The sequence below is a fragment of the Citrobacter farmeri genome (genome assembly GCF_019048065.1).
In the GTDB taxonomy this organism is placed as follows: Bacteria; Pseudomonadota; Gammaproteobacteria; order Enterobacterales; family Enterobacteriaceae; genus Citrobacter_A; species Citrobacter_A farmeri.
In genome coordinates, this window is record NZ_CP077291.1 from 3,664,517 (window position 1) to 3,685,811 (window position 21,295).

The window sequence follows — 21,295 nt, forward strand, 5'->3', positions numbered from 1 at the left end:
TACTTGAATTGGTGTCATTTCAGGTTTTCCACCAAGGGGTGGTCATGCAATAGTGCAATTCTCTGGATTACATGTTATGTCTTTTTCCTCATTCAAACAACAAGCTACAAATACTTAGCTCTACTTACTAACGCAACATGATGTTGCTGATCATCATTTGAGATCTACTTATAACATCAGCTAAAAGCTTAATAAACTATAGGGCATGCTAACTTTGTTCTAACAACTGTGCATGCTTTTTGGTGGCAAGATAATGACACAATTAATGAGCAAAACTAATAAACCCTAGCTAATTACCCTATCTAATTGAATAAATCAGTTTGCGTTATGCTTTTCCGACACAACAGCTGAAGGATAACGTCATGCAAACTGCAAAACTGAACAACGGTATTGAAATGCCCCTGCTGGGCTTTGGTGTCTTCCAGATGACGGATGCTGCTGAATGCGAAAGAGCCGTTATTGATGCGATCGATACGGGATACCGCCTGATCGATACCGCAGCGTCTTACCAGAATGAAACCCAGGTCGGGAACGCTCTGAAACAGAGCGGTATCGCACGTAACGAACTTTTTGTAACGACCAAACTGTGGCTACAGGATACCAATTACGAAGGCGCTAAAGCCCAGTTCGAACGCTCCTTGAATCGGCTGCAACTTGATTACGTCGACCTGTATCTGATTCACCAGCCTTACGGCGATGTCCATGGAGCCTGGCGTGCCATGGAAGAACTGCTTCAGGCAGGAAAAATTCGCGCCATTGGCGTTAGCAACTTCCATCCAGACCGGCTAGCTGACCTTATCTCCTTCAACAAAGTGGCCCCTGCGGTAAACCAGATTGAAGTAAACCCCTTCAACCAGCAGCTGCATGCCGTTCCATGGAATCAAAGCCATGGCATTCAGCCGGAAGCCTGGGCACCGTTTGCTGAGGGTAAAAATGGTCTGTTCCAGCATCCCGTGTTAACGGCAATTGGTCAGAAGTACGGCAAAAGCGTGGGCCAGGTTGTGCTGCGTTGGATCTTCCAGCGAGGCATCATTTCACTGGCGAAATCGGTGCGCAAAGAACGCATGGAAGAGAACATCAATATTCTCGATTTTGAACTCAGCCCTGAAGATATGCTGCAGATTGCCGCCCTCGACACCGCAACCAGCGCCTTCTTCTCTCACCGTGACCCGGCGATGGTGGAATGGCTGACTGGCCGCAAACTTGATGTTTAAGTCGCGATAAAAGAGGTATTCATTGAATGCAAAAACGTTATCTGGGTAAATCCCGACTCGAAGTCTCCGCGCTTGGGCTCGGTTGCATGGGCTTAAGCCACGGCTATGGTCCGGCGACCGATACTCGTCAGGCTATCGAGCTCATTCGCGCAGCGGTTGAACGTGGCGTCACCTTCTTCGATACCGCTGAAGTGTATGGCCCCTTCCTCAATGAAGAAGTTGTCGGCGAAGCCTTAAAACCGTTTCGTGACCGCGTGGTCATCGCCACCAAGTTTGGTTTTACTTTTGGCGACGACAACAAGCAGCAGATTTTAAACAGCCGTCCGGAGCATATCCGTGAAGCGGTGGAAGGATCATTATGCCGTCTTAACACTGATGTCATTGACCTGCTATATCAACACCGTGTCGATCCGGACGTCCCGATTGAAGATGTTGCGGGTACGGTAAAAGACCTGATAGCTGAAGGCAAAGTTAAACATTTCGGTCTGTCCGAAGCGGGTGCGCAAACCATTCGTCGTGCGCATGCCGTACAACCGGTCACGGCCCTACAAAGCGAATACTCAATGTGGTGGCGCGAGCCTGAGCAGGAGATCCTGCCGGTACTGGAGGAACTGGGTATTGGTTTTGTGCCCTTCAGCCCATTAGGCAAAGGATTCCTGACGGGATCGATTAAGCCAGGAACCACTTTTGGCAAGGATGATTACCGCAGCACCGTGCCGCGTTTCGCCGGGCAGGCGATTGAAGCCAATGAAAAGCTGGTCTCATTGCTGGGTGAACTGGCGGCAGAGAAAGGCGTGACGTCGGCACAAATCGCGCTGGCATGGTTGCTGGCACAAAAGCCGTGGATTGTTCCTATCCCTGGTACCACGAAACTGCACCGGCTGGAGGAAAACCTGGGGGCCGCCGACATCATTCTTTCGCAGGATGACTCACGGCAGATAACCCAGGCGCTTGAGACGATTAAAGTCGTCGGCGAACGTTACTCTCCTGAGCACCAGGCCCGCGTAGGCCGTTAATACCCGGGCGGGTCCGCTGAGATTGGCGGACCCTTTATTCCTGGTAGCGAAGCGCATCGATCATCAGCGCAAATGCGGGCGGATGCTGCTTGCGGCTCGGGTAGTAGAGGTAATATCCGGGGAAAGATGGGCACCACTCCTGCAAAACCTGAATAAGTTCTCCCGACTTTATATAATCCTGCACCCTGTCTTCAGGTATACAGGCAATGCCAAAACCGGATAACGCCGCATCAATCCTTTCTGCCTGCAGATTAAAGGTTACCTGCCCTTCCACTCTGACCCGTAACGGTTTCCCATCCTTCTCAAACTCCCAGTGGTAAAGCCCACCGGCTGTCGGCAGGCGCATATTGATACACCGATGATTTTGTAGCTCGTGCGGCGTTTCAGGTGCAGGATTTGCAGCGAAATAAGACGGCGCTCCTACCACAGCCATTCTCATGTCCGGCCCAATTCTTACCGCAATCATGTCCTTATCCACGCTTTCGCCCAGACGGATCCCGGCATCAAAACGCCCCTCAACAATATCGACAAAGCCGTTATCAACGACCAGTTCAACATTGATTTCCGGGTATTCCCTGAGGAAGGGTTTTAGCTTCGGCCATACCAGACTTCGCACGGCATGCTCCCCTGCAGATAAACGGATATTGCCGGAGGCGGTGCCGTTCAGTTGAACAAGCGATTCCAGTTCCTGTTCAAGATCGGCAATGCGAGGTTCAAGGCAGGCAATAATTCTCTCACCGGCTTCCGTAGGGGCAACGCTTCGGGTCGTGCGGGTCAGAAGGCGAATATTCAGCCTTTCCTCCAGGGCCTTCATCGCGTGGCTGAGTGCAGACTGAGAAACGCCCAGTTTACCCGCTGCTTTGGTAAAACTTCGCTCCCTTGCCACCACAAGAAAGATTTGCAGTTCGTTGAAATTTTCTTTGAGCATCGGCGATTTCCTTATGGAGGCATTCCCTTCATCGCACACTCATGAAGGGTGTTCATAGACACAATCATTTTAGCCCCATTACTGACAATAATGATAATTGATATTCTGGTTGTATCGAAAATAAGTCTGAATTATCAGAAGGTTTATCATGAAAATACTCGTTGCAGGGGCGACAGGAAGCATTGGCCTTCATGTCGTGAATACCGCAATAAAAATGGGCCATCAGCCCGTCGCGCTGGTCAGAAATAAACGCAAAGTAAAATTGCTTCCTCGTGGAACAGATGTTTTTTACGGCGATGTTTCAATGCCGGAAACACTCACCGAATTGCCGAAAGATATTGATGCCATCATCTTCACGCTCGGTTCCGATGGTCAGGGTCGTATTGGTGCCAGAGCGATCGATTACGGCGGAGTACGTAATATTTTACGAATTTTCAAGAATACGCCTGTTCGTATCAGCCTGATGACCACGATTGGCGTGACTGAGCGGCTCAGCACCTGGAATCAACGCACTGAGGTTCATGACTGGAAAAGACGTGCCGAGCGTCTGGTCAGGGCCAGCGGTCACCCCTATACCATCGTCAGGCCCGGCTGGTTTGATTACAACAATGATGATGAACACAGAATCGTTATGCTTCAGGGAGATCGTCGCCATGCGGGAACACCGGAAGATGGTGTGATATCCCGGGAGCAAATCGCAGCGGTTCTGGTCAGTGCCCTGACCCACGACGAGGCAAAAAATAAAACGTTCGAGCTGGTAGCTGAGCAAGGCGAAGCACAGCAGGATCTTACCCCACTGTTTGCAGACCTACAGTCTGATGATCCACAAAAAAATGATGGGGTTCTGGACATAGACAATATGCCTCTGCGTGAAGAACCTGAGTGCATTATTAACGAACTGAACCTGTATTCAAAAAATTAACCAATCTACAACCCTGACAATTTTGTCATATAGCGGTCAGCCTCATGTCAGCTTATGTCTGTATATTTACATATACAGACGGGGATAGTTCCCCTGATACGAATCCAGTTTTAAACATAGATTTTAAAAGAGGTATTAAATATGAAAGCACTACTTATTACTACATTGGTCATGGGTTTTATATCTGTGAATGCCGCCTCTGCAGCTCAGGAAATTAACCATGCAGATGGGAAAGAAAAGATTGGTGTAGTCTCAACCAGCAATGCCTATACGCTTGATGATTTATCGAATGCGCTCTCTCGTAAGGCTGATGAGCAAGGAGCAACATCGTTCAAAATTCTGTCAACCACGGGGAATAACCGGTTGCACGGGGTTGCTGAAATCTATAAGTAAATCATTAGCATCCCGACAGGATGTGTCTCAGCCCTCTTATAGTGAGCGTCGTTCTATGTTTAGAACAGAAGACATCATCGACGAGATAACTCAATGGATTGATTCAAACTTACATAAACCGCTGAAGATAGAGGATGTTGCTGCGCGGGCAGGATACTCCAAGTGGCATCTTCAGCGTATTTTTGTACAGGTGAAAGAGGTCAGCCTTGGAAAATATATAAGAGATAAAAAACTTAAACTTGCAGCTAAAGATCTCATCGAGACTAATGAGCCAGTGATGGGTATAGCCTATAAATATGGATTCGATTCCCAGCAAACATTTACGAGAGTCTTCTCTAAAAAATACAAATTGCCACCATTGAGATATAGAAACGCCGTAAAGAGAAAAAAAATATTAACAGTTTAAAGCTATCAACCTTACGTAACATAACAAAAAAATAATTTATTCCAGAATCAAAAATTTTGGTCTAGAAGCTTCTTGTTCGGAACAAAGCTCTGCCTAGTTTTTAACATACAATGTCTAGACCATGACCTTCAGCCATTACACATCAGCCAAAATATCTACCAGAACCAGATCGATATCTCAACAATATACCCATCGTGGCAAACCATTAACTTTTAGATATCTTATTTACCCTTGCAGTCGATTCATGGCACTGAGCAGACAAACTAACAGAGCTGAAGGTCCGCTGTGAGCGAACAGCGGACCTTCAATCGAAGTGATGAATTAACAAAGTAAGCTCTCACGCTATTTCAATATCACTTTTTTTTAGAAAACAATTTGGTGCGAACATTCTTCAAAAATTCGCTATAGCGCATTCCGCTGGCTGAGATGATAATGCGCTGAGCAAGCATCAGCCCTGCCGCCATATACAAAAACGCCAGCAACCAGGTAGAGAAGTGAGTCTCCGTATTCACGGCTATATAGTGGAGGGTATAGTTATAAATAGCTATCTGAAATGGCCCGGGATTGGGCGGGAGTAATTCTCTCAAAGCGTGAAGGAGTGAAACCAGAAAATGTCGGTGTCTTTAGCGGCCGTGCTCTTGTTTCATACAGAGCACTGCTGACTGTCGCGAGCGGCTGATCGCAGGCCCCCCCGGGGTTCAATAGGAAAATCCCGCTAGCACGTTACTGCAGCTACGCAAATGAATGACCTGCCCGTAACAAATTACGCTAACACCCGCGAATGTCAGGCTCCCTTCAACAGAAGTAAAAGCGCCTCCCCCGACACTTTACGGCGGTGCACGTCATCATGGCAGACATTACAGAGCGTAATTAAGTTATCCAGCGTATTTTCACCGCCGTCAGCATGATGCTCTATATGATGCAATTCAAGGAACGTTCGGGGGTCATTTGCTGTTTTACGGGCGTGCGACCAGCCACAGTTCCGGCAGGCGTGATGATCGCGCTCAAGGACGGCTACGCGCACCGGATCAGGAATTTTCCGGTCATGTACCTCAGCCTGACGATCTTCCTCGAGCAAATAGGCCCCCACTTCAAGCTCCGGTCGGCCTGAATTCCTAGTGGCGATCGGCCAGCCCTCTTCGGTACGCAGCTCGCGTGTACGGCGGGCCCATTCCTTACTGTCGTTTGCAAGATAACGTAACTCTTCGCCCGTTACCGGACGGCCAACGTTTTTACGCAGATAGGAGAGAATTTTGTCTTTCGTCGAAAGCTTACTTCGCCGCAGAACATTGGCCTCATTCCATCGCAGGGCGGCCTCCCTGTCCTGTTCTGTTGTCATCAGCGCATAGACATCCGTTTTAAGAGCGGTCATTGTGCGGGCCTGGAGTTCCTCCAGCGTTATCTCATCCTGTTCAATCATTTCCTTCAGCGTGGTACCGCTTAATACGGACCAGCCAAACTGGACCCGGAGCTCTCTTATCCGCCGCGCATACTCACTTATCCCAGCCACCACCATCAGTTCATCCCCGTGAATGATGACGCGCGGATATTTGATGAGATAAGCCAGAATACGGTCGCGTGCCGAATTACAGCCCTCCTCATGCATCAGAGAGCTGCCGAGATCCCGCAGCAGATGGTTGGCAGGGATGAGAGAAAGAACCTGTTCCCGCAGGGAGTCCTCTGCGAGCTTGTGTTCAAAATCGGTAATTAACGCCAGGAGCTGTTTACGCAGCGTTTCCGGTTCGCTCTTCTTCGATCTTCTCGCCATGTTGAATCTGATATTCCATTAAAGTAAGCACATAGGTCGCAATTTTTTGCGCAAACACGGGCGGAACCGCGTTTCCAATCTGACGTGCGATCTCGGTTTTTGATCCAAGGAAAACAAAATCATCCGGGAAACTCATCAGGCGCGCCGCTTCCCGGTGCGTAATTGGGCGGTGTGATTCCGGATGCAGATAACGCCCTTTCTCGGGTTTGAAGAACTCGGTGCGAATCGTTACGGAAGGACGTTCCCACCACAAACGGCCAAACAAATCCGTACCACCGGACGTTTTTTTGATCCAGCAGGCAGGCGTAATATCGGGTCTGTTTTTTTGTAAGTCGAAACGGTTTCCGCCGACCGGCACAGCACGATAACGCTCCTGAGACAGTGCAGTCGGGTTTCGCCCAAAATGCAGATCTAAAGGCGGAGGCAGATCGCGCACTTCTGTACCAACCGGCTCCGGTAAATCACCGATGAATTCTCTGACCGTCAGCCAGGCAGGCAGATCTCCGGCTTTATCGGGATGCCGATGCGACGGCGCAGGTGGGAACGCAGGGATGCCCCCCCGCACAAAACGGTCTTTCTTAATGCCGATCGCAATGGCACGTTTACGCGTCTGGGGGGCACCATAGTCTGCCGTATTCAGCACAGAAGGGTTGAGAAGCAAAAAACCCATACTCTCCGCACGTTCACGGATATCCTGGAATTCATCACTGGTTAACAGACCCGGGACATTTTCCATCACAAAGACAGAAGCGCCCGATCGCTCAATGATGTCCATGTACGGTTCCCAGAGCGCGCGTCGATGGTCCCCTTCCCGGTTTTTATTGAGTAAACTGAACCCCTGACACGGCGGCCCACCGATAACAATATCCGCTTCAGGCACGGTATTTTCCGTGATCCACTCTTCTATGTTGGTGACGATGCCATGCTCGCCAAAGTTGGCGTTGTACGTTCTGATGGCCGCCTTATCATTGTCCAGAGCCAGAACGCTTTCAAAATGAGCGCCATTCTTCCCTTTCATGAAGCCGCAGGACAAGCCGCCAGCGCCACAAAACAGATCAATGATCTTTAATTTATTGGTTTTACTCATTCAGACAGTATCCCGTATCCCGCTTCAGTCTCGACAGATAAGTCTATCATAAAGTGAATCTGTATGTATGCACAGTACCACCAGTGGAAACTTGGCTCAGATGAAGTGCCAACGCGCGTATGGGCTGAATGTACGCTTCTGGCTGTGAGTTCAATGTGTTGCATCCATCGGTTGAACTCACAGCACTAAGCAGACAGTCAGACGCAAATGTAAATCAGTACAAAAAATTACTGGGGTTGAACTCCTCCAAAACGGAGGAGCTAAGCTTTAGATTTCACGCTATCTACTAATAAACGACCAATTTAACAATAGTATCATAATGCAATGATTAGTTTATATTTCCCCATATTATCAATATAATCTGCATACCACTGCATCATCTCCCTCCGCCCTTCCAGATATAACGCGTGGTTATACGTCCCGCGAATCGCATTCTTATCAACGTGAGCCAGCTGGGTTTCAATCCATGCTGTATTGAACCCTTCCTCATGCAAAATCGTACTCATCGTGTGCCTAAAACCATGTCCCGTAACCTTTCCTGTATATCCAATCCGTTTGAATACCTGATTAATGCTCGCTTCACTCATCGTCTTACGGGGATCATTACGCCCTGGGAATACCAGAGGATATTGTCCAGACATCACTTTGAGCCGCTGTATGATTTCCAGCGCTTGGGTAGAGAGGGGGACAAGGTGAGGCCGTTTCATCTTCATTCGCTCTGCAGGTATTTCCCACACCGCTTTCTCAAGATCAAACTCACTCCAGAAAGCCCCCCGAAGCTCGCCGGTACGAACTCCCGTAAGGATTAGCAAACGTGCGGCAAGAACAACTAACGGGCTACCTGTATAGCTAGAGAGAGCTTTAAAGAAGTCTGGTAACTCCTCAACGGTAAGGAAGGGATAATGCTTCGATTCATGTCCTGACATCGCGCTGGTTAGATCCGCCGCAGGATTGTATTCCGCACGGCCGGTAACGATGGCGTAACGAAAGACTTCGCTGCAGCGCTGGCGAACCTTCTTAGCCTTCTCTGTCGCGCCACGGCTTTCCATACGATGCAGCACATTAAGCAGAACCAGCGGTTTGATTTCATTCACCGGCAGTTGGCCGATATAGGGGAAAATATCTTTATTGAAAGCTTCGATAATGTCGGAGGCATAACCTTCTGACCAACGGCTCACCTTCGTTCCGTGCCACTCAAGCGCCACAGACTGGAACGTGTTGTTGAGTTGCACATCCCGAACCAGCTTTTCTTCTTTCTTTGCGAAAGACGGATCGATACCCTCGGCCAGCTTTTTCTTAGCTTCATCACGCAGTGCCCTCGCTTGTGCAAGGGACACTGCCGGATAGACCCCAAAAGCCATACGCTTCTCTTTTCCATTGAAGCGATATTTCATTCGCCAGTATCGAGAACCAGAGGGAACGACTTCAAGATACAAACCAGCACCATCTGCCAGCTTATAGGCTTTCTCTCTGGGTTTAGCAGCGTCTACCTGTCGCGCATTAAGCTTCATTGGGGGCATCTCCCTGGACCGAACACAGAATGCCCCCACTTATGCCCCCAACTGTAACTTGATTCCGGTTCAGTCCAGTTGATAACAGGAGATAAAATACGGGCTTGAAGTCGCAGTATACGGGCTTTAAGTTGATTTCGGTAGACTTGGGAAGAGTCTGAAATGGTGCCGATAATAGGAGTCGAACCTACGACCTTCGCATTACGAATGCGCTGCTCTACCAACTGAGCTATATCGGCCCTGATAAGGACATGCCCACGAGTGTGAACACGGGGTAGAAGGTTAAAACTAACCGAGTGATGCGTCAATAGCCTTGCGAATCAAGTGGCTGATTTTGCATCACCCGGCGTTAATTAGGCACGAATCGTATCATCACCAAAGCCGATCCACTTGTAGGTGGTCAGCGCTTCCAGCCCCATTGGACCGCGTGCATGTAATTTTTGCGTGCTAACGGCAACTTCCGCACCAAGACCAAACTGCCCGCCATCGGTAAAACGGGTAGAGGCATTGACGTACACCGCAGACGAGTCCACTTCATTCACAAAACGGTTCGCGTTGTACATGGTGCGTGTCAGGATGGCGTCGGAGTGCTGGGTGCCGTGCGCGCGAATATGCGCGATAGCGTCATCCAGATCGGCGACAATTTTGACATTCAGATCCAGCGACAGGAACTCGTCGTCAAATTCTTCCGCTTTTACCGCCACCACGTTCGCAGGCCCCGCGCTCAACGGGGCAAACGAGCGCTCATCTGCATGCAGCGTCACGCCACTCTCAGCCATCTGCTGACTCAGCGGGGGCAGGAAACGCGCAGCGATATCCTGATGCACCAACAGCGTCTCGACCGTGTTACAGGTACTCGGACGTTGCGTTTTCGCATTGACGATAATCTTCAGCGCCGGGGCAATCTCAGCGCTATCGTCAACAAAGATATGGCAAACACCAATCCCGCCGGTGATCACCGGAATGGTCGACTGCTCACGGCACAACTTATGTAAGCCCGCGCCACCACGAGGGATCAACATGTCGATATGCTTATCCATGCGCAGCATCTCATTCACCAACGCACGATCGGGACTTTCAATCGCCTGAACCGCCGCTTCCGGTAACCCGCAGGAGATTAACGCCTGCTGGATCACACGCACGGTGGCGGCATTCGTACGATAGGTCTCTTTTCCACCGCGCAGAATCGCCGCATTGCCCGTTTTCAGGCACAGGGAGGCAACATCGACAGTGACGTTCGGTCGCGCTTCATAAATGACGCCAATCACGCCCAGCGGCACGCGGCGACGTTCCAGACGCAGTCCGCTGTCCAGCAGTCCCCCGTCAATTACCTGACCGACCGGATCCGCCAGCTTACAGACCTGACGAACATCATCAGCAATCGCTTTCAGCCGCGTCGGCGTCAGCGCCAGGCGATCGAGCATCGCCTCGCTCAGACCGTTTGCACGCGCTTCAGCTACGTCCTGCGCATTCGCGTTCAGGATAGTTTCCGTTTGTGCTTCAAGCTCATCAGCTATTTGTTCCAGGACGCGATTTTTTTCGCGGCTGGAGAGCAGCGCCAGTTTGTACGACGCCGCTTTGGCAGCAATGCCCATTTTTTCCAGCATTTATCTGCTCCTTAACGGGTAATCATGTCATCGCGATGGACGGCGACCGGGCCATATTCATAGCCCAGAATCGCGTCGATCTGCTGGGAGTGGTGTCCGGCAATGCGGCGCAGCGCATCGCTGTTGTAGCGGCTCACGCCATGGGCGATATCGCGCCCTTCCAGATTACAGATGCGGATCACTTCACCACGTGAGAAGTTGCCTGTCACGCTTTTAATACCTTTTGGCAGCAGGGAACTACCGCGCTCCAGAATAGCTGCCGTCGCCCCTTCATCAACGGTAATTTCACCGGCCGGCGGCGCGCCGAAGATCCAGCGCTTGCGGTTCTCCAGCGGAGAAGCCTGCGCGTGGAAGCGGGTGCCGACAGAGATCCCTTCCATCACGTCGCCAATCACGCCCGGCTTACTGCCGGCGGCAATGATGGTGTCGATACCGGCGCGACAAGCGACATCCGCGGCCTGTAGCTTGGTGCCCATGCCGCCCGTTCCCAGCCCCGACACGCTGTCGCCGGCAATAGCGCGCAGCGCGTCATCAATCCCGTAGACATCTTTAATCAGCTCAGCCTGCGGATCGGTTCGTGGATCGGCGGTGAACAGCCCCTGTTGGTCGGTTAACAGCAGCAGTTTGTCTGCGCCGGCGAGGATCGCCGCCAGCGCAGAGAGATTATCGTTATCCCCCACTTTGATTTCCGCCGTGGCAACCGCATCGTTCTCATTGATAACCGGAACGATATTGTTATCCAGCAGCGCACGCAGAGTGTCACGCGCATTCAAAAAGCGCTCCCGGTCTTCCATATCCGCTCGCGTCAGCAGCATCTGCCCGACGTGAATGCCGTAAATCGAAAACAGCTGTTCCCACAGTTGAATCAACCGGCTCTGCCCGACTGCCGCAAGCAGTTGCTTGGTGGCAATAGTCGCAGGCAGTTCCGGGTACCCCAGGTGTTCACGCCCGGCAGCAATAGCGCCCGAGGTGACGATAACAATACGATGTCCTGCGGCATGCAATTGCGCGCACTGACGAACAAGTTCTACGATGTGGGCACGGTTCAGGCGGCGCGATCCGCCCGTTAGCACACTGGTGCCGAGTTTTACCACCAGCGTCTGGCTGTCACTCATGATTCTCTGCCGTTCAAAATAGGGAAAATGATAGTAAACGAACGTTTTAGCAGGACTGGCCCCGGTTGCCAACAAGCAGCGCATAAAGCATGGAATTTTATTGTGCTGGATCAGCAAGCGTAGCGGCAGTTTTTGACGTTTGTATTACCGAAACAGAAAAACATCCTTTTTTAAAATTATTCTTACTTTGTCATAAAACCTTCACCCCAGAACGATAAAAACCCTCCTGTCTTTCAACGGGGATCACACCCAGTAAATAGTAGCGCGTACTTTAAATCAGGACTGAAAATGAAAAAGAGCACTCTGGCATTAGTGGTGATGAGTATTGTGGCATCGGCATCCGTGCAGGCAGCGGAAGTGTTTAACAAAGACGGTAATAAACTGGATGTGTATGGCAAAGTCAAAGCGATGCACTATTTCAGCGATAATGATGACAAAGACGGCGACCAGACTTACGTCCGCTTTGGTTTTAAAGGCGAAACACAGATTAACGATCAGTTGACCGGCTACGGTCGCTGGGAAGCTGAATTTGCGGGCAACAAAACCGAGAGCGAATCTGGTCAGAAAACGCGTCTGGCGTTTGCCGGGGTCAAACTGAAAGATATCGGTTCTTTCGATTATGGTCGTAACCTGGGCGCACTGTATGACGTTGCCGCCTGGACAGATATGTTCCCTGAATTTGGTGGTGACGGTCTGGCACAGACCGATAACTTTATGACCAAACGCGCCAGCGGCCTGGCGACATACCGTAACACCGACTTCTTCGGCATGATCGACGGTCTGAACATGACCCTGCAATATCAGGGTAAAAACGAAAACCGTGACGTGAAGAAACAGAACGGTGACGGCTTCGGGACCTCACTGAGCTACGACTTCGGCGGCAGCGATTTCGCCGTCATTGGTGCCTACGCCAACTCTGACCGTACCAATGAGCAAAACCTGCAAACACGCGGCCATGGCCAGAATGCTGAAGGTTGGGCGACGGGTCTGAAATACGATGGCAACGACATCTATCTGGCGACCATCTATTCTGAAACCCGCAACATGGCACCGATCTCTGGTGGTTTTGCTAACAAAGCGCAAAACTTCGAAGCCGTCGCGCAATATCAGTTTGATTTTGGCCTGCGTCCGTCCATCGGTTACGTTCAGTCGAAAGGCAAAGATATTGAAGGTATCGGTGATGAAGATATCGTGAAATATATCGACGTTGGTGCGACGTATTATTTCAACAAGAATATGTCGGCTTTTGTTGATTATAAAATCAACCAGATTGATGACAATAACAAACTGGGCGTCAACAGCGATGACATCGTGGCGCTGGGCATGACGTATCAGTTCTGATTCCGTGAAGGTATCGGATGATGGCGCTCTGGCGTCTTATCCGGTCTGAAGACGGAAAAAAAAGAGGCCGGATAAATTATCCGGCCTCTTTTATTGGATTACGCCGTTAACTTCACCGGCTCATCACGAAAATCGTCAGCCGGTTCCAGCGACAAATGCAGCGTGTTTAACAGCTCACGCAACTTCTCATGAAACTCGCGCAAGGTATATTCCAGTCGCTCAACGACTTCTTTATCTTTGATCGGAACGGTCGTCCAGTCGCCCGCTTTGTCAAACAGACCAAATTTGTAGCTATAGGTGAAACGCTTTTCCTGCGCTTCAAGTTCCATCCACCAACCCCAGAATTCGCGCAGTTCAGGCGCGGGCTTCACGTTGACGCAAACAGCCAGACAATCGAAAAAGAATCGATTATCTTCGCACTTTCCTTCCCGGATATAGGGGCCAAGCGCGGTGAATTTCTTGATCAATCTGCTCTTCGGGTGTCCACTCGGTAACGTCATTGCGATCTCCTGTTGTGAAGCAACTGTTTTACCAAAACAGTAGAATTTAGCAAATTATTAACACAATCTCTTTTCAATCCAGCGGGTGATTTCCTGTAACGCATTGTCAAAATTGCGATACACCGGATTGAATGGAATCTCCAGCAACTTACCGTCAGAAGATGAAGACGTGATTAAGCGCGACTCCTCTTCCGGGCTAAACGGATCGTTCTTCCAGAAGCCCGACAGCATTGGCGTCGGGCAACGTCTGCCGAGCAGCCCCTGCACCTTCAGCGAATAGCGATTAAGCTCCACGCGCAGCGCTTCATCGGACGCATCGTGCATTCCCAGTCGACTCGCCAGAACGTCAAGATACATTTCCGGTACCGCCCCCTGACGCAGTGGATCACTCAGCAATGCATGGACAACCGGACCAAGACAGGCCACCGCTTTCAGACGCGGTGATTCAAGATAGGCCAGACGCACCGCCACGTTGGCACCGAAACGGAATCCGAACGCCGCCACTCGGGTATGATCCACCCACGGTACATTCGGCAGCGATTTCAGCACATGCTGGTGCAGCAGACTGGAGTCCTGAGAGAGCTTCCACTTTGAAGAGAAACCGACGGAAGGCATATCCAGCGTGAGCATGGCAATGCCACGCGGTGCGAAATAGCGCTCATACAGGGTGTAGTAATCGGTTTGCATCGAATCCAGGCCACCGCACATGAGCACCGTCGGGAACGGGCCGTCGCCTTTTGGCATATGCAAGAACCCGGTGACGGGGGAACCGCCGGGCACCGAAAACTCCATCTCACGTAGCGTTCCCGGCAGTCGCTGCGCGGCTTCCTCATAAGCCCGGTTAGACAATGCCTGTGCCTGTTCCGCCAGATCGTCCCCTTTCAGGTGCGGATAGGCGGCGATGTTGTATAACGTCGAGGCGTGCAGCCAGTGACGCCCACTGCGCTCAGGATCCGTTTCCTGGCAGGCTTTCTGTTGCCAGTCCATCGCCTGTTTAGCCCATTCATAAATCCAGTTGCCGCCACGGTAACCGATCACCGTATCGTAAAGCTCAGCATCGGTGCGTTCGGCGTCGCTCATCACGATACGCGCCTGGACATCAAGAATTTCTCGCGGATCCACCCCGCGCCAAATCCACATCAGGCGGTTAATCATGCGATACCAGTGGGGGATATTCTTGCCATCCAGCGCTGATTGCACGGGCGGCTGCGTCCCGGCATTAAAACGGCGGACCAGAGTCGACGTTTCGGGATGTTTAAAACGGGGTTTGAACAGGATTTCGCTAAGATTAGCCTGTGACATTGATGCAGCCTCCTGAAGTACTTACTGAGGCACATTGTAACCCGACACCGGCTAAATAGAACAACGCCCGGCAGTGCCAGGCGTTGAAAAAGTCAGAGATTAGCGGCCAGAAATCGGCGGAATAAAGGTCACACCCATATCCCACGGCTGCTCAATCCAGGTATCCTGCGGGATATCAATCACATAATCATCGACTAACGGGCGGCCCGCCGGTTTTGCAAAGATAGTGACAAAGTGCGCTTTTGGATACATTTCACGGATGGCCACAGCGGTACCGCCGGTATCCACCAGATCGTCGATGACGATAAAACCTTCACCGTCGCCTTCTGCGCGCTTGAGAATTTTCAGCTCACGCTGGTTGTCGTGATCGTAGCTGGAAATGCATACGGTATCGACATGACGAATGCCCAGTTCACGTGCCAGCAATGCGCCCGGCACCAGACCACCACGGCTAACGGCAATAATGCCTTTCCACTGTTCTGAAGGCATCAGGCGGTTTGCCAGTTTGCGTGCATGAATCTGCAGCATGTCCCAGGTGACGACGTATTTTTCGCTCATGTGAAGTGTCCCAGCCTGTTTATCTACGGCTTACAAAGTGTTCAAGGGGGAAATAGGTTGCGCGAGATTATAGAGATCTGAGCCACCAAAAACCAGTGTTTCGCGGAATCGGGCCCTCTTTTTACGTGCTTTATACTCGCAGCGGGCGCAGAAAGTGGTATTCTCAAACGCATCTCGCAAGCCTGACTTGTGGTAATAATTAACCTGCTAACCCTGTGACCTGCAAGCTTGTTTGCAGGGCACCTAAAGGAGACTTATCGTGTCAGAACTGTCTCAACTCTCGCCGCAACCGCTGTGGGATATTTTTGCAAAAATCTGCTCTATTCCTCACCCGTCCTATCACGAAGAGCAACTCGCTGAGCACATCATTGGCTGGGCAAACGAAAAAGGTTTCCACGTTGAGCGCGACCAGGTGGGCAATATCCTGATTCGCAAACCGGCCAGCGCAGGAATGGAAAACCGTAAACCGGTGGTTCTGCAAGCGCACCTGGATATGGTGCCGCAGAAAAACAACGACACCGTGCACGATTTCACGAAAGATCCGATCCAGCCTTATATCGACGGCGAATGGGTAAAAGCGCGTGGCACCACGCTGGGTGCCGATAACGGCATCGGGATGGCTTCCGCACTGGCCGTTCTGGCTGACGACAGCGTCGTTCACGGTCCGCTGGAAGTACTGCTGACGATGACGGAAGAAGCGGGGATGGACGGTGCATTTGGCCTGCAGGCCAACTGGTTGCAGGCGGACATTCTGATCAACACCGATTCTGAAGAAGAAGGTGAGATCTACATGGGTTGCGCGGGGGGGATCGACTTCACCTCTAACCTGCCCCTGACCCGTGAAGCCGTTCCGGCAGGCTTCCAGACCGTTAAGCTGACCCTGAAAGGGCTGAAAGGCGGTCACTCCGGTGGCGAAATCCACGTCGGTCTTGGCAACGCGAACAAACTGTTGGTTCGTTTCCTGGCGGGTCATGCTGAAGAGCTGGATCTGCGTCTGGTCGATTTCAACGGCGGTACGCTGCGTAACGCGATTCCGCGTGAAGCCTTTGCGACCGTCGCCGTCGCAGCGGACAAGGTTGATGCGCTGAAGGCGCAGGTCAACGCTTATCAGGACATTCTGAAAAACGAACTGGCCGAAAAAGAGAAAAACCTGGTGGTTCTGCTGGAGAGCGCTGCGAACGATAAAGCGGCACTGACGGCGCAGTCTCGTGACGGCTTTATCCGTCTGTTGAACGCGACGCCGAACGGCGTGATCCGCAATTCCGACGTCGCAAAGGGCGTGGTTGAAACCTCACTGAACGTGGGTGTCGTCACCATGACCGATGACAACGTCGAAATCCATTGTCTGATCCGTTCGCTGATCGACACGGGTAAAGATTATGTCGTTAGCATGCTGGATTCCCTGGGCAAACTGGCGGGCGCGAAAACCGAAGCTAAAGGGAGCTACCCTGGCTGGCAGCCGGATGCGAACTCCCCGGTGATGCATCTGGTGCGCGAAACCTATCAGCGTCTGTTCAACAAGACGCCGAACATCCAGATTATCCACGCGGGTCTGGAATGCGGTCTGTTTAAAAAGCCATACCCAAATATGGATATGGTCTCTATCGGGCCAACCATCACCGGCCCACACTCACCGGATGAGCAAGTGCATATCGAAAGCGTCAGTCATTACTGGCGGCTTCTGACCGAACTGCTGAAAGCGATTCCGACGAAGTAAGTCACGATCGTTATGCTTTAATCTTGCCGGATGGCGGTGCGTTGCGCCTTATCCGGCCTACGAACTGTCAACAGATTTGTAGGCCGGATAAGTGAAACGCCATCCGGCAGTTTCATACCCGTTATTCATCGCGGTTATAACCCCAGTAATAACTGCCGTTCCAGTTGCGGATCGAGCAGCGTAACGTGCAGCCCCACCAGGCGTACCCCCCGCCCTCCCCGGCGCTCGTCCCAGGTTTTACGCGCGGTAGAAATCAGATCTTCTTTATTCAGTCGCGGCCAGACGTGTTCCTGAGTGGTTTGCTGAAAATCATTAAACTTTAGCTTCACCCCCTGACGGGCGATGAGCAGATCGGGTTTCACTTTCGCCAGCCGTCGCTCAAGTTCCGGATATAACCGCTCAATAATCGCTTCACAGTCGGACCACTCATGAATGTCTTCCGCCATTGTGCGTTCGACGCCGATCGATTTTCGTAAGCGTTCATTATTGACGTCCCGATCGTCGATTCCCTGACTGCGCTCCCACAGTACCCGACCAAACTTACCGAAGCGCTTAAGTAATGTCGCCAGATCGAACTGCTGCACATCACCGCAGGTGCGTAGCCCCATGCTTTCCAGCTTTGCTGCAGACACTTTACCGACGCCGGGAATTTTACCCAGTGGTAACGTCCTGAGGAACGCCGGCACAGCATCCGGCGTAATGACATATTGCCCGTTGGGTTTATTCAGATCGGAGGCGATCTTGGCCAGAAACTTCACCGGCGCCACGCCCGCCGAGGCGGTAAGTTGCAGTTCGTTGAAGATAGTCTGGCGGATCTCCTGGGCGATGAGCGTTGCCGAACCATGACAGTGCATGCTGTCCGTGACATCCAGATACGCTTCATCCAGGGACAGTGGCTCAATTAATGCAGTGTAGCGTGAAAAGATGTCCTGAATCTGGCGGGAGGCTTCTTTATAGGCTTCGTAGCGCCCGGGTAATAGCATGAGGTGCGGGCACAGCTTCAGCGCCATCCCGGTGGGCATCGCGCTGCGCACGCCAAATTTACGGGCGGGATAGTTGGCGGTACTGATGACGCCTCTGCGTTCGCGGCTGCCGCCAATCGCAATAGGGATGTCGCGCAGCGCCGGGTTGTCACGCATCTCAACCGCTGCGAAAAAACAGTCCATATCAACATGTATGATTTTACGCATCACTCATCCCCCACAATACTGTTTAAGTATACAGTGTTATTTTAACGTGGGAAAGGATTGTACGCACCAGACAACGCCATACTGGCGGGTTCAGGCTGAGTAGAATGCCGCCGCCATGCCAGGGCACTATTCCCCCGTCCGGCACGGGGGATCAATATGCACAAATTATTGCGGTCGTACCTTGTGATGCAATGCGGCGATCTGCTGTTTTTTATCGAGTTTTTCGACCAGCGGTTGTACGACCTTTTCACCATGCTGACCAAAATACTGATACAACGTATCCGCTGCACTCTGGGTCAGGATCATAATTTCGATGCGCCGGTTGCCCGCACTTTGTGGGTTTTTACTATCCAGTAGCATCTGGTCAGCCATTGCGCTCACCTGCATCACTTTATCATCAGGCATTCCAGCTTCTTCCAGTACGCGGCGAGCTGACAACGCTCTGTCGCCTGACAGATTCCAGTTGTTATAGATATTGTTTTTATAGCCCATCGCATCGGTATGCCCGGTGATAATGATCTTATTGTCCAGTGAGTCAAATACCGGAGCCAGTTCCACCAACAGCGATCTAAAGAACGGCATGATCCTCGCGCTGCCTCGCTCAAACATATTGCGATTCTGGTCGTCTTTAATCAGCACACGTAACCCCTGCGGTACAATCTCCATTTCCAGGTTGGTTTCCATGTGGGCATTGCGGGCGACAATATTGATGCTGGTCGCGAGCTCCCCCAATTCTGAAGCTGACTTTCTCTTCAGCAACGACGTCTTTTCATTCACATCACGCACTTTCTTTTCAGTTTCATCACTCACCTGCACCACTTCTTTCGGCGAGGTCAGTTCCTCCTTGCCCGGTTGATTACGCGACTTGTTGTTATTGCTTACCGTACGCGTAATCGGTTTTTGACCAATCTTATTGAGCGGCGTCAGTCCGCCGCCGTTGAAAATCGACTGACCATGCAGCGCCGCCACGATGTTTTCACGATCGGATTTACTGACGCTGTTCACAATCAACTTTATCGTGGTTACCAAAGGTGCCGAACGTATCTCCGAAGTGTCCGCCCGTTTTACCCTCGACGCGATGCCGGGTAAACAGATGGCAATCGACGCCGATCTGAACGCGGGTCTTATTAACCAGCAGCAGGCGCAGACGCGGCGTAAGGACGTCGCCAGCGAAGCGGATTTCTACGGCGCGATGGACGGGGCCTCGAAGTTTGTCCGCGGCGATGCCATCGCCGGCATGATGATTCTGGCGATCAACCTGATCGGCGGCGTGTGCATCGGTATTTTCAAATACGATCTTAGCGCTGAAGCCGCATTCCAGCAGTACGTGCTGATGACCATTGGTGATGGACTGGTTGCACAGATCCCTTCCCTGCTGCTTTCCACCGCCGCCGCAATTATCGTGACCCGCGTCAGCGACAATGGCGATATTGCCACCGATGTCCGCGCACAGTTGCTGGCCAGTCCTTCGGTACTCTATACCGCCACCAGCATTATGTTCGTGCTGGCGGTGGTTCCAGGAATGCCGCACTTTCCCTTCCTCGTGTTCAGCGGCCTGCTGGGCTTCACCGCATGGCGGATGAGTAAACGTCCGAAAACCGCCGAAGCCGAAGAGAAAAACCTCGAAACGCTGACGAAAACCATCGTCGAAACGACCGAGCAGCAGGTCACCTGGGAAACCATCCCCCTGATTGAACCCATCAGCCTGAGCCTGGGGTATAAGCTGGTTTCACTGGTGGATAAATCAAAAGGTAATCCGCTGACCCAGCGTATTCGCGGCGTGCGTCAGGTGATTTCCGATACTAATGGCGTATTGCTGCCAGAAATTCGCATTCGTGAAAATTTCAGGTTAAAGCCCAGCCAGTACGCGATCTATATCAATGGTATTAAGGCCGATGAGGCCGATATCCCGTCCGACCGCCTGATGGCGCTGTCTTCCAGCGAAACCTACGGCGAGATTGACGGCATATTAGGCAATGACCCGGCTTACAATATGCCGGTGACCTGGATTCAGGCAGCGCAGAAAGCAAAAGCATTGAATATGGGTTATCAGGTGATTGACTGCGCCAGTGTCATTGCCACTCACGTAAATAAGGTGGTGCGCAGTTACATTCCCGATCTGTTCAACTACGACGATATTACCCAACTGCATAACCGACTCTCTTCGATGGCTCCGCGGCTGGCGGAAGATCTCAGCGCCGCGCTGAATTACAGCCAGTTGCTGAAAGTGTATCGCGCATTGCTGATTGAAGGTGTTTCACTGCGCGATATCGTCACCATCGCCACCGTGCTGGTCGCCAGCAGTAGTGTGACGAAAGACCCCATTCTGCTGGTGGCTGATATCCGTCTTGCGCTGCGTCGCAGCATTACGCACCAGTTCGTGCGTAAGCAGGAACTGGCGGTTTATACGCTGAATAACGAACTGGAAAATCTGCTTTCTAACGTGGTGAATCAGGCGCAGCAGAGCGGTAAGGTGATGCTCGACAGTGTGCCAGTGGATCCGAATATGCTAAGTCAGTTCCAGAGCAACATGCCGCAGATTAAAGAGCAGATGAAAGCCGCAGGCAAAGAGCCGGTTCTGCTGGTCGCACCGCAGTTACGCCCGCTGCTGGCGCGCTACGCCCGACTCTTCGCGCCGGGCCTGAACGTTCTGTCTTATAACGAAGTGTCAGATGAGCTGGAACTGAAAATTATGGGCGCGTTGAGTTAAATCGTAGCTC

Annotated in this window: 18 protein-coding genes, 1 tRNA gene and 1 pseudogene; 8 read left to right on the forward strand and 12 right to left on the reverse strand. The window is 51.6% G+C overall.

What is annotated here, in order from left to right; translation table 11 throughout:
* Positions 1–362 precede the first annotated feature (362 nt).
* Together I6L53_RS17210 and I6L53_RS17215 are read left to right on the forward strand one after the other, a co-directional pair.
* A complete protein-coding gene (locus I6L53_RS17210) occupies positions 363–1,214 on the forward strand; it encodes an aldo/keto reductase (protein ID WP_042324775.1) in 852 nt (283 codons plus the stop codon).
* Positions 1,215–1,240: 26 nt separating this feature from the next.
* Entirely contained in the window at positions 1,241–2,230 is a 990-nt protein-coding gene (locus tag I6L53_RS17215; RefSeq protein ID WP_042324777.1) for an aldo/keto reductase, read from the forward strand.
* Positions 2,231–2,264: 34 nt separating this feature from the next.
* On the opposite strand, the gene I6L53_RS17220 is transcribed toward I6L53_RS17215, so the two are convergent.
* Positions 2,265–3,158, reverse strand: coding sequence for a LysR family transcriptional regulator (locus I6L53_RS17220; RefSeq protein WP_042324778.1), 894 nt, complete (start codon positions 3,156–3,158; stop codon positions 2,265–2,267).
* A 148-nt stretch (positions 3,159–3,306) separates the two neighbouring features.
* Between I6L53_RS17220 and I6L53_RS17225 the strand changes: the two genes are divergently transcribed.
* From I6L53_RS17225 to I6L53_RS17235, 3 genes are all read left to right on the forward strand, one after another.
* Complete coding sequence (locus I6L53_RS17225) at positions 3,307–4,080, forward strand: SDR family oxidoreductase (protein WP_042324780.1); 774 nt, start codon at positions 3,307–3,309, stop codon at positions 4,078–4,080.
* Positions 4,081–4,221: 141 nt separating this feature from the next.
* On the forward strand, positions 4,222–4,473 hold the full coding sequence (locus I6L53_RS17230) for a YdgH/BhsA/McbA family protein (protein WP_042324782.1): 252 nt from the start codon (positions 4,222–4,224) through the stop codon (positions 4,471–4,473).
* Positions 4,474–4,528: 55 nt separating this feature from the next.
* The gene (locus I6L53_RS17235) at positions 4,529–4,879 is read left to right on the forward strand and encodes a helix-turn-helix domain-containing protein (protein ID WP_042324784.1); all 351 of its coding nucleotides are present in this window, start codon (positions 4,529–4,531) and stop codon (positions 4,877–4,879) included.
* A gap of 784 nt (positions 4,880–5,663) precedes the next feature.
* On the opposite strand, the gene I6L53_RS17240 is transcribed toward I6L53_RS17235, so the two are convergent.
* From I6L53_RS17240 to proB, 6 genes are all read right to left on the reverse strand, one after another.
* Entirely contained in the window at positions 5,664–6,647 is a 984-nt protein-coding gene (locus I6L53_RS17240; protein WP_042324786.1) for an HNH endonuclease, read from the reverse strand.
* On the reverse strand, positions 6,604–7,734 hold the full coding sequence (locus I6L53_RS17245; protein WP_042324788.1) for a DNA cytosine methyltransferase: 1,131 nt from the start codon (positions 7,732–7,734) through the stop codon (positions 6,604–6,606). The genes I6L53_RS17240 and I6L53_RS17245 overlap by 44 nt, the downstream gene beginning before the upstream one ends.
* 314 nt (positions 7,735–8,048) lie before the next feature.
* Positions 8,049–9,245: a tyrosine-type recombinase/integrase gene (locus I6L53_RS17250; protein WP_042324789.1), complete on the reverse strand. Its 1,197-nt coding sequence runs from the start codon at positions 9,243–9,245 to the stop codon at positions 8,049–8,051.
* 163 nt (positions 9,246–9,408) lie between these two features.
* Positions 9,409–9,484: transfer RNA gene (locus I6L53_RS17255), tRNA-Thr, on the reverse strand.
* Between the two features lie 114 nt (positions 9,485–9,598).
* The gene (proA, locus tag I6L53_RS17260; RefSeq protein WP_042324791.1) at positions 9,599–10,852 is read right to left on the reverse strand and encodes a glutamate-5-semialdehyde dehydrogenase; all 1,254 of its coding nucleotides are present in this window, start codon (positions 10,850–10,852) and stop codon (positions 9,599–9,601) included.
* 11 nt (positions 10,853–10,863) lie between these two features.
* Complete coding sequence (proB, locus tag I6L53_RS17265) at positions 10,864–11,967, reverse strand: glutamate 5-kinase (RefSeq protein ID WP_042324793.1); 1,104 nt, start codon at positions 11,965–11,967, stop codon at positions 10,864–10,866.
* A 288-nt stretch (positions 11,968–12,255) separates the two neighbouring features.
* On the opposite strand from proB, the gene phoE reads away from it, so the two are divergent.
* Complete coding sequence (gene phoE / locus I6L53_RS17270) at positions 12,256–13,308, forward strand: phosphoporin PhoE (RefSeq protein ID WP_042324795.1); 1,053 nt, start codon at positions 12,256–12,258, stop codon at positions 13,306–13,308.
* Positions 13,309–13,406: 98 nt separating this feature from the next.
* On the opposite strand, the gene crl is transcribed toward phoE, so the two are convergent.
* From crl to gpt, 3 genes are all read right to left on the reverse strand, one after another.
* Positions 13,407–13,808, reverse strand: a complete 402-nt coding sequence (gene crl / locus I6L53_RS17275) for a sigma factor-binding protein Crl (RefSeq protein WP_042324797.1) — start codon at positions 13,806–13,808, stop codon at positions 13,407–13,409.
* Between the two features lie 57 nt (positions 13,809–13,865).
* Positions 13,866–15,110 (reverse strand): esterase FrsA, encoded by a 1,245-nt coding sequence (gene frsA / locus I6L53_RS17280; protein ID WP_042324799.1) that lies wholly within the window; start codon positions 15,108–15,110, stop codon positions 13,866–13,868.
* A gap of 99 nt (positions 15,111–15,209) precedes the next feature.
* Entirely contained in the window at positions 15,210–15,668 is a 459-nt protein-coding gene (gpt, locus tag I6L53_RS17285; RefSeq protein WP_042324801.1) for a xanthine phosphoribosyltransferase, read from the reverse strand.
* A gap of 259 nt (positions 15,669–15,927) precedes the next feature.
* On the opposite strand from gpt, the gene pepD reads away from it, so the two are divergent.
* Positions 15,928–17,385: a cytosol nonspecific dipeptidase gene (pepD, locus tag I6L53_RS17290; protein ID WP_042324803.1), complete on the forward strand. Its 1,458-nt coding sequence runs from the start codon at positions 15,928–15,930 to the stop codon at positions 17,383–17,385.
* 134 nt (positions 17,386–17,519) lie between these two features.
* Here the strand turns inward: pepD and dinB are convergent, their stop codons facing one another.
* Both dinB and lafU read right to left on the reverse strand, forming a co-directional pair.
* Entirely contained in the window at positions 17,520–18,575 is a 1,056-nt protein-coding gene (dinB, locus tag I6L53_RS17295) for a DNA polymerase IV (RefSeq protein WP_042324805.1), read from the reverse strand.
* A 165-nt stretch (positions 18,576–18,740) separates the two neighbouring features.
* Positions 18,741–19,604 (reverse strand): putative lateral flagellar export/assembly protein LafU, encoded by an 864-nt coding sequence (gene lafU, locus I6L53_RS17300; RefSeq protein WP_084196659.1) that lies wholly within the window; start codon positions 19,602–19,604, stop codon positions 18,741–18,743.
* Between lafU and I6L53_RS17305 the strand changes: the two are divergent.
* Positions 19,567–21,285, forward strand: a pseudogene (locus I6L53_RS17305) (flagellar biosynthesis protein FlhA); the annotation flags it as partial. The gene lafU and the pseudogene I6L53_RS17305 overlap by 38 nt on opposite strands.
* Positions 21,286–21,295 lie beyond the last annotated feature (10 nt).

What these genes read in the sequence shown, in the direction of transcription:
- I6L53_RS17210 (WP_042324775.1), top strand. Translation starts at nt 363, where the DNA reads ATGCAAACTGCAAAACTGAACAACGGTATTGAAATGCCCCTGCTGGGC.
- I6L53_RS17215 (WP_042324777.1), top strand. Translation starts at nt 1,241, where the DNA reads ATGCAAAAACGTTATCTGGGTAAATCCCGACTCGAAGTCTCCGCGCTT.
- I6L53_RS17220 (WP_042324778.1), bottom strand. Translation starts at nt 3,158, where the DNA reads ATGCTCAAAGAAAATTTCAACGAACTGCAAATCTTTCTTGTGGTGGCA.
- I6L53_RS17225 (WP_042324780.1), top strand. Translation starts at nt 3,307, where the DNA reads ATGAAAATACTCGTTGCAGGGGCGACAGGAAGCATTGGCCTTCATGTC.
- I6L53_RS17230 (WP_042324782.1), top strand. Translation starts at nt 4,222, where the DNA reads ATGAAAGCACTACTTATTACTACATTGGTCATGGGTTTTATATCTGTG.
- I6L53_RS17235 (WP_042324784.1), top strand. Translation starts at nt 4,529, where the DNA reads ATGTTTAGAACAGAAGACATCATCGACGAGATAACTCAATGGATTGAT.
- I6L53_RS17240 (WP_042324786.1), bottom strand. Translation starts at nt 6,647, where the DNA reads ATGGCGAGAAGATCGAAGAAGAGCGAACCGGAAACGCTGCGTAAACAG.
- I6L53_RS17245 (WP_042324788.1), bottom strand. Translation starts at nt 7,734, where the DNA reads ATGAGTAAAACCAATAAATTAAAGATCATTGATCTGTTTTGTGGCGCT.
- I6L53_RS17250 (WP_042324789.1), bottom strand. Translation starts at nt 9,245, where the DNA reads ATGAAGCTTAATGCGCGACAGGTAGACGCTGCTAAACCCAGAGAGAAA.
- proA (WP_042324791.1), bottom strand. Translation starts at nt 10,852, where the DNA reads ATGCTGGAAAAAATGGGCATTGCTGCCAAAGCGGCGTCGTACAAACTG.
- proB (WP_042324793.1), bottom strand. Translation starts at nt 11,967, where the DNA reads ATGAGTGACAGCCAGACGCTGGTGGTAAAACTCGGCACCAGTGTGCTA.
- phoE (WP_042324795.1), top strand. Translation starts at nt 12,256, where the DNA reads ATGAAAAAGAGCACTCTGGCATTAGTGGTGATGAGTATTGTGGCATCG.
- crl (WP_042324797.1), bottom strand. Translation starts at nt 13,808, where the DNA reads ATGACGTTACCGAGTGGACACCCGAAGAGCAGATTGATCAAGAAATTC.
- frsA (WP_042324799.1), bottom strand. Translation starts at nt 15,110, where the DNA reads ATGTCACAGGCTAATCTTAGCGAAATCCTGTTCAAACCCCGTTTTAAA.
- gpt (WP_042324801.1), bottom strand. Translation starts at nt 15,668, where the DNA reads ATGAGCGAAAAATACGTCGTCACCTGGGACATGCTGCAGATTCATGCA.
- dinB (WP_042324805.1), bottom strand. Translation starts at nt 18,575, where the DNA reads ATGCGTAAAATCATACATGTTGATATGGACTGTTTTTTCGCAGCGGTT.